We start from the raw sequence: 15,083 nt of genomic DNA on the forward strand, positions 1-15,083 counted from the left end.
GGATCACCGATGGGTACGACTGGCTAGCGTCGACCTCGCGACAAACCGTGGGCAGAGGTCGGGGAGGCACAGTGGGGACGACATCCAGCACGGCGACGGTCCGGTTGCCCGGCTCCAAGTCGGTGACCGCCCGGGCGCTGTTCCTGGCGGCTCTCGCGGACGGCACCAGCCGGCTGATCACGCCGCTGGAGTCGGCCGACACCATCGCCTTCGCCAACGGACTGGTCGAGCTCGGCTTCCCGGTGCGGCGTGACGGCGACGTCTGGACCGTCACCGGCAACAGCACCGGCCCGCTCGCCGGCGCGGCGAACGTGTGGTGTCACGACGCCGGCACCGCCGCCCGCTTCCTGCCCGCGCTGGCCGCGCTCGGCACCGGCGAGTACGTGATCGACGCGAGCGAGCAGATGCGGGCCCGGCCGATGGGCCCGCTGCTGAGCGCGCTGCGGGCCCTCGACGTCCAGGTGCAGGCGGCGGACGGCGACCGGCTGCCGTGGCGGATCGCCGCCGACGGGGTGGCCGGCGGACCGGTGCGGGTGGACGCCGGCACCTCCAGCCAGTACCTCAGCGCGCTCTGCCTGATGGCCCCCGGCACCAAGAACGGCCTGGTCATCGAGGTCCTCGACGAGGTCTCGGTGCCGTACGTCGAGCTGACCCTGGCGATGATGCGCGACTTCGGCGCGGACGCCTCGCGGCGGGGGTCGACGATCACCATCGCGCCCGGCGGCTACCGGGCCCGGGAGTTCGTCGTCGAGCCGGACGCGTCGACCGCCTCGTACTTCTTCGCGGCGGCAGCCGTCACCGGGCGGACGGTCACCGTCCTGGGGCTCGGGCGGGACTCCCGGCAGGGCGACCTGCGGTTCGCCACCGAGATCCTGCCGGCCATGGGCTGCGAGGTCGTCGTGGCCGACGATCGGACCACGGTGACCGGTCCGGATCGGCTGCGCAGCCCCGGTGAGGTCGTGATGCGCGACATCAGCGACACGATGATGACGCTGGCCGCGATCGCGCCGTACGCCGACGGACCGGTCCGGATCACCGACGTGGGTAACTGCCGGGTCAAGGAGTCCGACCGGATCGACGCGATGGCCGTCGCGCTGGGCGCGTGCGGCATCGAGACCAGCACCGGGCCGGACTGGCTGGAGATCGTTCCCGGCCGGCCGCGGGCGGCGCTGGTGCGGACCCGGGCCGACCACCGCATCGCGATGAGCATGAGCGTGCTGGGCATCCGCACCCCGGGCGTGCGGTTCGACGACCCGGACTGCGTGCGCAAGACGTTCCCCGGTTTCCACCAGGCCTTCGCCGACCTGCAGCGGACCTGGCACGACTGACGCCGGGCGGCCGTCGCGGGTGCGGCGGGCCCGGAAGCGATACGGTGGGCTCAGGTGTGCCGGGAAGCCTGGTCGGCGAGTCGTCGCCCGCTGTCCCCGGAGCCCGCCATGCTGATTCGCCTTCTGCTCGCCGCCGCCGGCCTGGTGCTGCTGACCGTCGCGGCCGACCATCTCGTCATCGGCTCGTCGCGACTGGCGGCCCGGATGCGGATCCGGCCGGTGGTGGTCGGCGTCGTGGTGATCGGGATCGGCACGTCCACGCCGGAGTTCCTGGTCTCCGGCGTGGCGGCCGCCCGTGGCGACGCGGGCATCGCCCTGGGCAACCTGATCGGTTCCAACATCCTCAACCTGACCCTGATCCTCGGCGTCGCCGGCCTGATCGCGAGGGTCGCGTTCGCCTCGACGGTGATCCGCCGTGAGGTGCCGCTCGCCATCGCCGGAACCGTCCTGTTCGCGATCCTGGCCTGGAGCGGGATCAACCTGCTCAGCGGCCTGATCCTGGCGGTCGCCAGCGGCGCGGCGCTGTGGCTGCTGGTCCGCTGGGCGGAGCGCGGCCGCAACGCGGAGCTGGCCGGGGAGACCAGCGAGTTGGTGGCCGAGACGCCCACCCGGCCCGCGTGGCTCGAGCCGCTCCGGGCGCTGCCCGGCCTGGCCGGCGTCCTGATCGGCGCGCAACTGCTGGTCACCAACGCGTCGGCGATCGCCGCCCGGCTCGGCGTCTCGCAGCTGATCATCGGCTGCACGCTGGTCGCCCTCGGCACGTCGCTGCCGGAACTGGTGACCACCGTGCAGGCCCAGCGGCGCGGCGAGTCCGAACTGGTCATCGGCAACCTGTTCGGCTCGAACCTGTTCAACAGCCTGATCGGCGGCACGCTGGTCGGCCTCGCCGCGCCGGCCGGCGTCGGCCCGGCGAGCGGCGTGCTGTTGCTGGTCATGGTGCTGACCGGGGGTGCCGCCTGGGCCCTGCTCCACCGCGGCATGACCCTGACCCGGCCGGAGGCGGCGCTGCTGCTCGCCGCCTACGCCGCGACGATGCCGCTGCTGCTCACCACGTGATCAGCGGAGCGGACGCCACCTGAGCGTCCGCGCGGGCCCGTCCCGGGCCGCGGCCCGGTGAGCTGACCGGTCCGGGGCGCGCTCGCCCTGCCCGGCGAGGTGCGATCCGGCCCGGCGATGGCACGGACGTCGCTCACCCGGCCCGGATGGCGAGCACCGTGATGTCGTCGTGGCCGGCGCTGGCCAGCCAGTCGTCGGTACGTTGCGCGATCCGTTCGGCCAGCAGTGCGGCGGACCGGCCGGCGTACCCGGCGACCAGGGCGGCGAGCCGGTCCCGGCCGAACGCGTGTCCCTGCGGGCCGCCCGCGGCGTCGGTCACCCCGTCGGTGTAGAGCAGGCACGTCTCGCCGGGGGCGAGCCAGACGTTCGCCTCGGTGAACGTGGCCCGGTGCTCGGCACCGAGCATCATGCCGCCGACGTGGACTGTGTTCACCGTGCCGGTCTGCCGGATCACGAGCGGAGGTGGGTGACCGCCGGCGGCCAGGCGCAGCAGTGCGCCGCCGTGCGGGAGCGCCTCGGCAACCCCAATGATCATGGTGGCGAACTGCGTCGCCTCCGCCGCGTCGGGATCGAACGTCGTGTCGTTGAGCACCTGGAGCATCTCCAGCGGTCGCCCGGTCAACCGGCGCAGCACCTGGACCGCCTGCCGCAGCCGGTTGCCGGCCACCGCCGCCTCGACGCCCTTGCCGCACACGTCACCCAGCACGCAGAGCGCGCCACCGCCGGCCCGTGGCTCGACGTGCAGGATGTCGCCGCCGATCCGGAGCGCCTCGCGGGCCGGACGGTACACCGCGGCCAGTTCGAGGCCGGCGATGACCGGCAGCGGGGCGGGCAGCAGCGTCGCGCGCAGGGCATCGGCGAACCGGGCCTGTTCGCGGTAGAGCAGGGCGCCCGTCATCGCGCGGCTGACAGCGCCGCTGAACTCGGCCACCAGCGACAGGTCGGACTCGGCGAAGAGCGGCTGGTCGCCGTCGCGCAGCAGCACCAGCGCACCATGACCCTGAAACGGGCAGGTGATCCGGACGACCACTCCGTGGCCGTCATGCGTCACGCCGTCGGGCAGCACCCACCGGCCCGGCGGCAGCCGGCGCATCCCAGCGCCGGCATCGGCGAGGTCGGCCCGGATCCAGCCGGGCAGACCGGCCACCGCGGCGTGCTCGTCCGCGCCGGACGGCGTCCACCACTGCGCCTCCCGCTCGTCGAGCGCGAGCACCAGCGCCGCGGACCGGGCCAGCCGCGGCACGGCGAGCCGGACCGCGGCCACGCCGTTGCGGTGCAGGTTCAGCGATCGGCCCAGGGTCCGGTAGGCCGTGATGAGCAGGTCCCGCCCCGGCTCGTACCGCTGAGCGCCGCTCATGACGACAGGTCGGTTCTCCCATCGGTGACGGCGAAGACCAGCCGTACCGTGGTGCCGCCGGGACCGGTGTCGATGTCGACCCGCTCACAGATCCGCCGGGTCACCCACAGCCCGGCGGCGCCGATCCGACCGGGCCGGGGACGGGGCTGTTCCCCGAGGTGGCGGCGCGCCATGCCGCGCCCGGTATCGCGAATCTCCAGGAACAGCCGGTCGCCGCGGCCGGTGACCCTGATCCGGCCGTGCCCGCCGCCGTGCCGGACCGCGTTGGACATGATCTCCGATGCCGCGAGCAGCAGTTTGTACCGTTCCTCATCGGACAGGCCGACGCCGGCGGCGTACTGGGCCAGTTGCTGCCGGACCGTGGCGATGGTGTGCCGGTCGAACGGCTCGTCGAGGATCTCGACGAGCGCCGCGTCGTGATGGTCCGGGATGCCGGCCCCGCCGGGGGGATGCTCGCCGGTGGTCAGGCGCGCGGCGTCGCCCGGCGGCTCCAGTCCGAGCAGCGAGGTCACCCCGGCCAGGTGCAGATGCCCGGCCACCGCGGGGGCGGCCCCGTACAGCTGGAAGGTCTTGCCGGCCCGCAGCGCTCTGCGCCGGATGAGCAGCAGCAGGGCGACGCCGGAGGAGTCCAATGCGGTGACCTCGGTGAGGTCGACGGACACCCGGACGCTCGACTCCAGCTTCAACGCCTGGTCGAGCTGGGAGAGCACGTCGTCGTGGCGTACCAGGATCACCGCTCCGGCGAGCGCGACACGGATCGTTTCTAGTGCGCTGACATCGATGTGAACGGGACGCTCCATCGGAGGATCCTCGATTCGTCGGCTGTCGTTATGAGCACAGTAGCCAGCCGACGCGATCGGTAAACACCAGGCGCCGCCCGTTCGGGTGACCGGCCGGATGGCGCGTCCGGGCGGTTCTCTGCGTGGGCGCGGCGGGCCGGCTCCGCTTGACCGGCGGCCGAAGGGTGCTTGGATCCATCCATGAACGGTGATGGCAAGGCTCTGGTGCTCGGCGGCGGTGGCGTCACCGGGGTGGCCTGGGAGATCGGCCTGCTGCACGGGCTGGCCGAGCACGGCGTCGACCTGACCGACGCCGGGCTGTTCGTCGGCACGTCGGCGGGATCCGTGGTGGCCGCGCAGGTGCTGTCCGGCGTACCGATCGAGGAGCTCTTCGCGGCGCAACGCGCCGCCGGGACCGGGGAGATCGCCGCCCGGATCAGCGCGGCGGGCCTGCTGAGCTTCGTGATCGCCGGCCTCTGGCCCGGCGACCCGGCGCGCGGCCGGGCCTGGCTGGGGCGGCGGGCGCTGCGGGCCCGGACACTGCCCGAGGCGGACCGCCGGGCGGTGATCGCCCGGCGGATCGGCGAGCGTGACTGGCCGGCGACCCGGCTGCTGATCACCGCGGTCGAGGCGGCGACCGGGACACCGAAGATCTTCGACGCCGGCAGTGGCGTGTCGCTGGTCGACGCCGTCGCGGCCAGCTGCGCGGTCCCGCTGACCTGGCCGCCGGTGACCATCGACGGGGTGCGCTACATCGACGGCGGGGTCCGGTCGGTGGCCAACGCCGACCTCGCGGCGGGCAGCCGTCGGGTGGTGGTGCTCGCCCCGATCGCGCAGTCGGCGCGGCGTGCCGGCCGGCCGGCGGCCCAGCTGGCGGCGCTCGGGCCGGGCGTCCGCGGCGCGGTGGTATCACCGGACGCGGCGGCGCGGGCCGCGATCGGCCGGAACATGCTGGACCCGGCCCGCCGGCGCCCGGCCGCGGAGGCGGGCCGCGCCCAGGCCGCCGCCGAAGCGCGGCGGCTGCGCGAGGTGTGGGGATAGCGCCGGGCCGGCGTCGCGGCCCGGGCCCGGCCGGGTCCGGGCGTATCGTCGATGGGTGACTGTCGAGGAGCGGTTGTTCGCACTGTGGCGGGTCGCGCCGGACGACGAGCCCGATCCGGACGGGCGTTTCGGTGCTGTCTACACCGATCCGGTGACCATCAACGGCACGCCGATGGCGGTCGGTGACCTGGTCGAGCGGGCCCGCACGCTGCACCGCGCCTTCACCGGGCACGAGATCGAGGTCGTCGACCGGGTGACCGCGCCGGGCAAGCTGGTGGTGGCCTTCCGGCACACCGCGCGGCACACCGGCCCCTGGACCACCCCGCTGGGTGAGATCGCCCCGACCGGCCGGACCGTCACCGGGCTCGGCATCGACGTGCTCACCCTCGCCGAGGACGGGCGGGTGACGGCGATCTGGGTGCTCGCCGACGAGTTGCAGCGGATCCTGCAGGTGCACGACGTCAGCTGACCGGTGCGCGGCACGCTCGGCTTCGGCCGCTGTTCACGGTACGGCTGGACGCGTACCGTGAAGCGCCGCGAGCGAACCGTGACCGGATTGCCTCCCGAACCGCCGATTATGGGTGTGTCGGTGACCACGCATCGGTCATCTGACCGTCATCCTGCGTGTCCCTCGCGTAGCTTTGAACGCTGCCCCGGCGACCGAGTGCCGTGCGCCGGGCCGACGTTCAGCCGTGAGGTGGAGATGGAGCACGCCCGGTGACGGTGACGACCGACGAGCAACTGTTCGCGTTCCCCGCGATCACCGAGGGCCCGGTCCTGCCGGCGGTGTTCCGCTCGGCGTCCGCGCCGGCCCGCCGCACGCTGGTCGACATCCTGGACGCGACGGTGCGGGCCCACCCGGACAGCGACGCGATCGACACCGGCGCTGTCCAGCTGACCTATCGGGAGCTGGCCGCCGAGGTCGACGCCCTGCGGACGACCCTGCACGAGCACGGGATCGGCGCCGGTGACCGGGTCGGTGTCCGGGTCTCCTCCGGCACCGCCGAGCTGTACCTGGCGATTCTCGGCGTGCTGGCGGCCGGCGCCGCCTACGTCCCGGTGGACGCGGACGATCCGGAGGAGCGCGCCGAGCTGGTCTTCGGCGAGGCCGCCGTCTGCGCGGTCATCGGCGACGGGCTGAGCGTGACGCCGCGCGGCACCCCGGGCGGCCGCCCCGGCCGGCCCGGACCGGCCGACGACGCCTGGATCATCTTCACCTCCGGTTCCACCGGCACACCGAAAGGCGTCGCCGTCTCGCACGGCTCGGCCGCCGCGTTCGTCGACGCCGAGGCGCAGCTGTTCCTGGTCGGCGAGGACACCGCCGGGCTCGGCCCGGGGGACCGGGTGCTGGCCGGGCTGTCGGTCGCGTTCGACGCGTCCTGCGAGGAGATGTGGCTCGCCTGGCGCTACGGCGCCTGCCTGGTGCCGGCCGCCCGCTCGCTGGTGCGCAGCGGTGTCGACCTGGGCCCGTGGCTGACCGAGCAGCGGATCACCGTGGTGTCCACGGTGCCGACGCTCGCCGCGCTCTGGCCGGTCGAGGCGCTCGACGAGGTCCGGCTGCTGATCTTCGGTGGCGAGGCCTGCCCGCCGGAGCTGGCCGAGCGACTCGCCGTCGAGGGCCGCGAGGTGTGGAACACCTACGGGCCCACCGAGGCGACGGTGGTGGCCTGCGGCGCGCGGATGACCGGCGAGGGGCCGGTCCGGATCGGGCTGCCGCTGGCCGGCTGGGAGCTGGCGGTAATCGACGCGGCCGGCGATCCGGTCGCCATGGGCGAGTCCGGCGAGCTGGTGATCGGCGGCGTCGGCCTGGCGCGCTACCTGGACGCCGCCAAGGACGCCGAGAAGTTCGCGCCGCTGCCGTCGATGGGCTGGCAGCGGGCGTACCGCAGCGGCGACATCGTGCGCGCCGAGCCGGCCGGGCTGCTGTTCCTGGGCCGCGGCGACGAGCAGGTCAAACTCGGCGGGCGCCGGATCGAGCTGGGCGAGGTGGACGCCGCGCTGCAGGCCCTGCCCGGGGTGGCCGGTGCGGCCGCCGCGGTGAAACGGACCGCCGCCGGCACCCAGCTGCTGGTCGGCTACGTGGTGCCGCGCGAGGGGTTCGACGCCGCCGCGGCTGCGCTGCGGATCCGCGAGCAGCTGCCGGCCGCGCTGGTCCCGCTGCTGGCCGAGGTGGCGTCGCTGCCCACGCGTACCTCGGGGAAGGTGGACCGGGCCGCGCTGCCGTGGCCGCTGGCCACCGGCGGTTCGGACGACGAGCTGACCGCCACCCAGCAGTGGCTCGCCGGCGGGTGGGAGCAGGTCCTCGGGATCCGCCCGTCCGCGCCGGACGCCGATTTCTTCAGCAGCGGTGGCAGCAGCCTGGGCGCCGCCCAGCTGGTCGCCTGGATCCGGGCGAAGCACCCGCGGGTCTCGGTCGCCGACGTCTACCAGCACCCGGTGCTGTCCGACATGGCGGCGGTCATCGATGCGCTGGACACCTCCACGGCGGTGCGCCGCGAGGTCCGGCCCACGCCCCGGCGGACCGGGCTGTTCCAGGCCCTGCTGATGCTGCCGATGCTGGCGCTGGTCGGCCTGCGCTGGATCACCGTGCTCGCGGCGCTGGGCAACCTGCTGGTGCCGTGGGCGCCGCGGGTCTCCTGGTGGTGGATCGCGGCCGGCGGGGTGCTGCTGTTCAGCCCGCCCGGCCGGATCGCGGTGGCCGCCGCCGGAGCCCGGCTGCTGCTGCGCGGCGTCGGCCCGGGCGACTATCCCCGCGGCGGCGGTGTGCACCTGCGGCTCTGGGCGGCCGAGCGGCTGGCCGAGCTGACCGGCGCGACCGGCGTCGCCGGGGCCGGCTGGATGATCACGTACGCGAAGGCGCTCGGCGCGCAGATCGGCAAGGACGTCGACCTGCACTCCGCGCCGCCGGTCACCGGCCTGCTGAAACTCGGCCGCGGCGCCGCCGTCGAACCCGAGGTCGACCTGTCCGGCCACTGGGTCGACGGCGACGTCGTCCGGGTCGGCAAGCTGCGCGTCGGCGCCGGCAGCCGGATCGGCTCGCGCAGCACGCTGATGCCCGGCGCCCGGGTCGGCAAGGGCGCGGACATCGCCGCCGGGTCGACCGTCACCGGCGCGGTGCCGGCCGGCCAGCGCTGGGCCGGTTCTCCGGCCGCGCCGGCCGCCAAGGGCACCGCCGGCTGGCCGGCCCAGCGTCCCGAGCACCGGGCCAAGATCTGGGTGGCCGGGTACAGCCTGACCGCCCAGCTGCTCGGCGTGATCCCGGTGGTGGCGGTGCTGCCCGCCGTCGCGCTGCTGGCCCGGCAGTCCACCCCCGGCGCCGCGCTGCTCCTGGTCCCGGCCGCCGCGGTGGCCTACTTCCTGACGTACGCCCTGCTCATCCTGGCGTCGGTCCGCCTGCTCGGCCTCGGCGTGCGAGCCGGCTTCCACCCGGTCCGCAGCCGGGTCGCCTGGCAGGTCTGGACCACCGAGCGGCTGATGGGGATGGCCCGGTTCGCGCTGTTCCCGCTCTACGCCAGCCTGTTCACGCCGGTGTGGCTGCGGCTGCTGGGCGCCAAGGTGGGCCGCAACGTGGAGGCGTCGACGGTGCTGGCGCTGCCGGTGATGACCACCGTCGACGACGGCGCGTTCCTGGCCGACGACACCATGGTCGCCAGTTACGAGCTGCGCCACGGCTGGCTGCGGGTCGCCCCGGCCCGGATCGGCAAGCAGGCGTTCCTCGGCAACTCCGGGATGGCCGCGCCCGGCCGCTCGGTGCCCAAGCGGGGCCTGGTCGGTGTGCTGTCGTCGGCGCCGCGCAAGGCGAAGAAGGGCACGTCGTGGCTGGGCGCCCCGCCGATGCCGCTGCGCCGCACCGTCGAGGCGGCCGACGCCAGCCGCACCTACCAGCCGCCGCTGCGGCTCAAGCTGGCCCGCGCCGCCATCGAACTGTGCCGGATCGTCCCGGTGATGCTCGCCGGCGGCCTCGCCGTCCTGGTCCTCGCCGCCCTCGCCCGGATCTGGGCGGCGGCCGGCGCGGTCGCCGCCGCGCTGGCCGCCGGACCGGTGCTGCTGGCCGCCGCGATCTCCGGCGCGCTCGTCGCTACTGCCGCGAAATGGCTGCTGGTGGGCCGGTTCCGGGTCACCGAGCGGGCACTGTGGACGTCGTTCGTCTGGCGCAACGAGCTGGCCGACACGTTCGTCGAGGTGCTCGCCGCCCCGTGGCTGTTCCGGTTCGCCACCGGCACACCCCTGCTCAACCTGTGGCTGCGCACGCTCGGCGCGAGGATCGGCCGGGGCGCCTGGCTGGAGACGTTCTGGCTGCCGGAGTACGACCTGGTGCGGCTCGGCCCGGGCGCCACCGTCAACCGGGGGTGCGTGGTGCAGACCCACCTGTTCCATGATCGGATCATGAGCATGGACGAGGTGACTCTGGGCGCGGGCGCGACGCTCGGCCCGCACGGCATCGTGCTGCCCGGCGCGAGCATCGGCGCGCGTACCACGGTGGGCCCCGGCTCGCTGGTCACCCGCGGCGACGCGGTGCCCGCCGACAGCCGCTGGCTGGGCAACCCGATCGCGAACTGGGCATGACCCCAGGCGCCGGGCCGCTCGGCGCCACACCCGGCGCCGAGCACTCGACAGACCCGTACCTGCCCGCGCACGGCAACGGCGGGTACCGCGTGCTGCACTACGACCTCGACCTCGACTACCGGATCACCACGAACCGGCTGGCCGGGAAGGCGACCATCACCGCCCGGGCCGTCCAGTCGCTGTCCCGGTTCAGCCTCGACCTGGGCGCCTTCCGGGTGCAGGACGTCCGGGTCGACGGCCAGCCGGCCAAGTTCCTGCACCGGCCCGGCAAGCTGCGGATCAAACCGGACCGGCCGATCGGTTACGGCGCCACTTTCAAGATCGAGATTCGGTACGCCGGCACCCCGGTACCCATCTCGGGCCGGTGGGGCGACATCGGCTGGGACGAGCTCACCGACGGCGCGCTGGTGGCCAGCCAGCCGAACGGCGCGTCGTCCTGGTTCCCGTGCAACGACCGGCCCGCCGACAAGGCCACCTTCCTGGTCACGCTGACCGCCGCGGCGCCGTACACCGTGCTGGTCACCGGCGACCTGGTCTCCCGGCGACGCCGCGCCGCCACCCAGACCTGGGTGTACGAGCGCAACGAGCCCACCTCGCCGTACCTGATGGGTGTGCAGATCGGCCGCTACGAGCTGGTCGATCTGGCGGTGGGCGGGGTGCCGCAGCGTGCCGCGATCCCGCCCCGGCTGCGGACCGTGCTCGGGCACGACTTCGGGCGGCACGGCGACATCATGGCCGCCCTGGAGGGCCTGTTCGGCCCGTACCCGTTCCGCGAGTACGTGGTGGTGGTCGCCGACGACGACCTGGACGACCCGATCGAGGCGCAGGGCATGGCGGTCTTCGGCCGCAACCACCTCGACGGGCAGCGCACCCACGAGCGGCTGGTCGCCCACGAGTTGGCCCACCAGTGGTTCGGCAACAGCCTGACGGTCGCCGACTGGCGGCACATCTGGCTCAACGAGGGCTTCGCGACGTACGCCGAATGGTTGTGGTCTGCGGTCTCCGGCGGTCCGACGGCGGACGCGCACGCCGCGCACTGGCACGCCCGGCTCGCGGCGCAGCCGGCCACCATCAGCATCGCGAACCCGGGCGTGGCCCGGATGTTCGACCCGATCGTCTACAAGCGTGGCGCGCTGACGCTGCACGCCCTGCGCACCCGGATCGGCGATGCGGCGTTCTTCGCCATGGTGCGCACCTGGGTCGCCGAGCATCAGCACGCCACCGTCACCACCGAGGAGTTCCGGGCGCACGCCAGGCGGTTCGCCACCAGGCCCGTCGACGATCTGCTCGACGCGTGGCTGGACCGCCCGGCGCTGCCCCGGTTGCCGGTTTTCGGTCTCTGACCCCGGCGCCGGGACCTCCGGTCAGGAGGTGGCGGAGACCTCCTCCGGCACCGCGCCCGCCCTCTCGGCGCCGCGGAAGACCAGCTTGGACTTGTCCACGTTGGCCGGGTCGCCCTCGCAGTCCACCACGACGGTCTGGCCGGGGCGCAGTTCGTTGAACAGGATCTGCTCGGACAGGGTGTCCTCGAGGTCCCGCTGGATGGTGCGGCGCAGCGGCCGGGCACCCAGCACCGGGTCGAAGCCCTTGGCCGCCAGGTACCGCTTCGCGTTGTCGGTCAGTTCGAGGCCCATGTCCTTGTTCTTCAGCTGGCGCTCGATGCGCGCGGTGAAGATGTCGACGATCTGCAGGATCTCCTGCTCGCGCAGCTGGTGGAAGACGATCGTGTCGTCGATGCGGTTGAGGAACTCCGGGCGGAAGTGCTGCTTCAGCTCGTCGTTGACCTTGGTCTTCATCCGGTCGTAGTTCGACTCCTCGGCCTCGGAGGCCTGGAAGCCCAGCGACACCGCCTTGGCCACGTCCCGGGTGCCGAGGTTGCTGGTGAGGATGATGACGGTGTTCTTGAAGTCGACGATCCGGCCCTGGCCGTCGGTGAGCCGGCCGTCCTCCAGGATCTGCAGCAGCGTGTTGAAGACGTCCGGGTGGGCCTTCTCGATCTCGTCGAACAGCACCACGCTGAACGGCTTGCGCCGCACCTTCTCGGTCAGCTGGCCGCCCTCGTCGTAACCCACGTAGCCGGGCGGGGCACCGACCAGCCGGGACACGGTGTAGCGGTCGTGGAACTCGGACATGTCCAGCTGGATCAGCGCGTCCTCGGAGCCGAACAGGAACTCCGCCAGGGCCTTGGACAGCTCGGTCTTACCGACACCGGACGGGCCGGCGAAGATGAACGAGCCGGACGGCCGCTTCGGGTCCTTCAGACCGGCCCGGGTCCGCCGGATCGCCTTGGACACCGCCTTGACCGCGTCCTCCTGGCCGATGACCCGCTTGTGCAGGTCATCCTCCATGCGCAGCAGCCGGGAGGTCTCCTCCTCGGTGAGCTTGTAGACCGGAATACCGGTCCAGTTGCCCAGCACCTCGGCGATCTGCTCGTCGTCGACCTCGGACACCACGTCCAGGTCGCCGGCCTTCCACTCCTTCTCCCGCTGCGCCCTCTCCTCCAGCAGCCGTCTCTCCCGGTCCCGCAGGTCGGCGGCACGCTCGAAGTCCTGCGCGTCGATCACCGACTCCTTGTCCCGGCGCACCTGGGCGATCCGCTCGTCCAGCTCGCGCAGGTCCGGCGGCGTGCTCATCCGGCGGATGCGCATCCGGGCGCCGGCCTCGTCGATCAGGTCGATCGCCTTGTCCGGCAGGAACCGGTCGGAGATGTACCGGTCCGCGAGGGTGGCCGCCGCGACCAGCGCCGCGTCGGTGTAGGTGACCCGGTGGTGTGCCTCGTAGGCGTCCCGGAGCCCCTTCAGGATCTCGATCGAGTGCGCCAGCGACGGCTCACCCACCTGGATCGGCAGCAGCCGGCGCTCCAGCGCCTTGTCCTTCTCGACGAACTTGCGGTACTCGTCGAGCGTGGTCGCGCCGATCATCTGCAGCTCGCCGCGGGCCAGCATGGGCTTGAGGATCGAGGCGGCGTCGATGGCACCCTCGGCGGCGCCGGCGCCGACCAGGGTGTGGATCTCGTCGATGAACAGGATGATGTCACCGCGGGTGCGGATCTCCTTGAGCACCTTCTTCAGGCGCTCCTCGAAGTCACCGCGGTACCGCGAGCCGGCCACCAGCGAACCCATGTCCAGGGTGTAGAGCTGCTTGTCGGTGAGCGTGTCGGGCACGTCACCGGAGACGATCGCCCGGGCGAGACCCTCCACCGCCGCGGTCTTGCCCACGCCGGGCTCGCCGATCAGCACCGGATTGTTCTTCCGCCGCCGGGACAGGCCCTGCATGACCTGCTCGATCTCTTTCTCCCGGCCGATCACCGGGTCGAGCCGGCCCTCCCGGGCGTCCTGCGTCAGGTTGCGGCCGAACTGCTCCAGCAGCGGCGAACCGGCCGGTGCGGACTCGCCGGACGCCGGCGACGACGACTCCGTCTCGCCGTGCCCGGCCACCAGCTGGATCACCTGCTGGCGCACCCGGCTCAGGTCGGCGCCGAGCTTGACCAGGACCTGGGCGGCGACGCCCTCGCCCTCGCGGATCAGGCCGAGCAGGATGTGCTCGGTACCGATGTAGTTGTGCCCCAGCTGCAGCGCCTCGCGCAGGGACAACTCCAGCACCTTTTTGGCGCGCGGGGTGAACGGGATGTGCCCGCTCGGCGACTGCTGGCCCTGACCGATGATCTCCTCGACCTGCTGGCGGACGCCCTGCAGGGAGACGCCCAGGCTCTCCAGGGCCTTCGCCGCGACGCCCTCGCCCTCGTGGATCAGGCCGAGCAGCAGGTGCTCCGTGCCGATGTAGTTGTGGTTGAGCATCCGGGCCTCTTCCTGGGCCAGGACGACCACCCGGCGGGCACGGTCGGTGAAACGTTCGAACACGTCACTCACGTCCTCGTGGCGAAGCCCCACGCACCCCGCCCGATGAGGCGCACGCAGACGTGCGGAACCGGCAGGTGTCACATGCGCTGAGTCGGGGCCTCTTGGCGTCGATGCGGGGTCCGCGTGGGCGACCCCGCGACGCTCGTGCAGGCGCGGCTGCACCACGAGCCTACAACGATCCGGCCTACGATGAGCGTGGGAGGCAGGCCATGAACGAGACCCGGAACCGACGATCCGTACCCGATCGGGCCCGCAAAAGGGCGGTCCGCGCGCTGGCCGCCGAGCTCGGCGTGGCCTACTCGGTGGCGTCCCGCCTGCTCGCGGAGCGTGCCGCGGCCTCCGCCGAGCCCCGGCGGCCCGGCCTGCCGGCCGACGAGCACCGCGCCTGGGTGTTCGCCGCCCGCGAACAACGCACCTTCCACTCCCGGGTGCACGACACCCGGACCGCTGCCGAGTTGCCGCTGGGCCGCGCCGCCCACCTGGCCCGCCGGTTCCCGCCGCTGCGTGACAGCGGGGGGTCGGGCCCGCTCTATCACGGCGAGGGCCGCGAGACGATCATCGCGATGCTCTACGCCGTCCTCGAGCACGAGTCGCCCGATCTGCTGCCGCCGGCCGACGAGTTGGCCTGGGCGGCCGAGCTGGGGGAGGAGACGGCTGTCGACATCGCCTGCCGGGCTCTCGACCGGGCCGCCCGCCACCTGCTCGACGAGGACCGCTGGCGGCTGTGGGCGCGCGTCGAGGCCGCGCTGACCGCCGGCGACCGGGCGGCCGACCGGCGGATCCGGGACGCCGCGATCGTCCTCGGTCGCGAGCTGCGGTCGACGAGCCTGCGCGGTTCGCTGGACGGCGCCCGGCACACCCTGGACGCGCTGCTGGCCGAGGCGTACGACGCGCTGCCGCCGGGCGCGTCGGTGCGGGTCGACGGGCGGGCCGCGACGGTCGTCGGGGCCTGCTGGGCGGCGGCCGGCCCGCCCACCGGGTACCGGGTCCGCTTCGGCGCCGGTCCGGGCACGCACACGGTCGCGGTACCGGAGACCGGCCATCAAGATCTTCACTTACCCGGGTAGTCCCGGGTGCGGATCGCATGCTCCCGCCC

The 15,083-nt window shown here is 73.5% G+C and carries 10 protein-coding genes; 7 read left to right on the forward strand and 3 right to left on the reverse strand.

What is annotated here, in order from left to right:
• Positions 1–71 precede the first annotated feature (71 nt).
• Both aroA and Actob_RS17275 read left to right on the forward strand, forming a co-directional pair.
• Positions 72–1,328, forward strand: coding sequence for a 3-phosphoshikimate 1-carboxyvinyltransferase (gene aroA / locus Actob_RS17270; RefSeq protein ID WP_284921228.1), 1,257 nt, complete (start codon positions 72–74; stop codon positions 1,326–1,328).
• A gap of 108 nt (positions 1,329–1,436) precedes the next feature.
• The gene (locus tag Actob_RS17275; protein ID WP_284921229.1) at positions 1,437–2,384 is read left to right on the forward strand and encodes a calcium/sodium antiporter; all 948 of its coding nucleotides are present in this window, start codon (positions 1,437–1,439) and stop codon (positions 2,382–2,384) included.
• A gap of 133 nt (positions 2,385–2,517) precedes the next feature.
• Here the strand turns inward: Actob_RS17275 and Actob_RS17280 are convergent, their stop codons facing one another.
• The gene (locus Actob_RS17280) at positions 2,518–3,741 is read right to left on the reverse strand and encodes a PP2C family protein-serine/threonine phosphatase (RefSeq protein ID WP_284921230.1); all 1,224 of its coding nucleotides are present in this window, start codon (positions 3,739–3,741) and stop codon (positions 2,518–2,520) included.
• Positions 3,738–4,541: an ATP-binding protein gene (locus Actob_RS17285; RefSeq protein ID WP_284921231.1), complete on the reverse strand. Its 804-nt coding sequence runs from the start codon at positions 4,539–4,541 to the stop codon at positions 3,738–3,740. The genes Actob_RS17280 and Actob_RS17285 overlap by 4 nt, the downstream gene beginning before the upstream one ends.
• A gap of 180 nt (positions 4,542–4,721) precedes the next feature.
• Between Actob_RS17285 and Actob_RS17290 the strand changes: the two genes are divergently transcribed.
• The 4 genes from Actob_RS17290 to Actob_RS17305 all read left to right on the forward strand — a co-directional run bounded on the left by Actob_RS17290 (position 4,722) and on the right by Actob_RS17305 (position 11,470).
• Entirely contained in the window at positions 4,722–5,561 is an 840-nt protein-coding gene (locus Actob_RS17290; protein WP_284921232.1) for a patatin-like phospholipase family protein, read from the forward strand.
• 55 nt (positions 5,562–5,616) lie between these two features.
• Positions 5,617–6,030, forward strand: a complete 414-nt coding sequence (locus Actob_RS17295; protein WP_284921233.1) for an ester cyclase — start codon at positions 5,617–5,619, stop codon at positions 6,028–6,030.
• A gap of 248 nt (positions 6,031–6,278) precedes the next feature.
• Entirely contained in the window at positions 6,279–10,127 is a 3,849-nt protein-coding gene (locus Actob_RS17300; protein WP_407653665.1) for a Pls/PosA family non-ribosomal peptide synthetase, read from the forward strand.
• Positions 10,124–11,470 carry a M1 family metallopeptidase gene (locus Actob_RS17305; protein WP_284921234.1) on the forward strand — a complete coding sequence of 449 codons (1,347 nt, stop codon included), beginning with the start codon at positions 10,124–10,126 and terminating at the stop codon, positions 11,468–11,470. The genes Actob_RS17300 and Actob_RS17305 overlap by 4 nt, the downstream gene beginning before the upstream one ends.
• A gap of 21 nt (positions 11,471–11,491) precedes the next feature.
• On the opposite strand, the gene Actob_RS17310 is transcribed toward Actob_RS17305, so the two are convergent.
• Positions 11,492–13,987: an ATP-dependent Clp protease ATP-binding subunit gene (locus Actob_RS17310; RefSeq protein ID WP_284921235.1), complete on the reverse strand. Its 2,496-nt coding sequence runs from the start codon at positions 13,985–13,987 to the stop codon at positions 11,492–11,494.
• A gap of 209 nt (positions 13,988–14,196) precedes the next feature.
• On the opposite strand from Actob_RS17310, the gene Actob_RS17315 reads away from it, so the two are divergent.
• Positions 14,197–15,054 (forward strand): hypothetical protein, encoded by an 858-nt coding sequence (locus Actob_RS17315; protein WP_284921236.1) that lies wholly within the window; start codon positions 14,197–14,199, stop codon positions 15,052–15,054.
• Positions 15,055–15,083 lie beyond the last annotated feature (29 nt).

The sequence above is a fragment of the Actinoplanes oblitus genome (assembly GCF_030252345.1).
Classification (GTDB): Bacteria; Actinomycetota; Actinomycetes; order Mycobacteriales; family Micromonosporaceae; genus Actinoplanes; species Actinoplanes oblitus.